The 439-nt window shown below is 42.6% G+C and carries 1 protein-coding gene; it reads left to right on the top strand.

Annotated features, from left to right (window positions below; translation table 11 throughout):
- Positions 1 to 439: transposase (locus tag FD09_RS15675; RefSeq protein WP_157053875.1), on the top strand; the 439-nt coding region annotated here is incomplete at both ends.

The following is a 439-nucleotide window of genomic DNA, read 5'->3' on the forward strand; positions in this document are numbered from 1 at the left end:
AAATGGGTTTACCCGCGACTTTAAAGTTTATCGGGCCGACGATTACGATGACCCCGAAGGGTATTATTGGTCGACCACCCGTATGGGTAACCAACGAAGAATTAACATCAATCCCCATTGGGAATCGCAAAAAGCATACGTTCGTGAACAGCTTTCAAGCCCAGAGGGCAAGGCCATTTTCGCTAAGCGAAAACTTGAGGATGAGCCAGCCTTTGGTAACCTGAAGGCGAATTTGCGTTTCCGTCGATTATCGGTACGTGGATTAAGACAAGTAAATAATGAATTAGGAATTATCTTGATGGCAGCAAATATGAATAAATTGGCCAAAATGATGGCCAATTTAAGTCATATTTTTGGTTGGATAGAAAAACTGAGCCACATCTTCCAGAAAAAATGGAAAATGCGGCTCAATTTATTTGTCGGCGGGACTTATGTCCCA

It is taken from the genome of Schleiferilactobacillus perolens DSM 12744 (assembly GCF_001435585.1).
GTDB classification, from domain to species: Bacteria; Bacillota; Bacilli; order Lactobacillales; family Lactobacillaceae; genus Schleiferilactobacillus; species Schleiferilactobacillus perolens.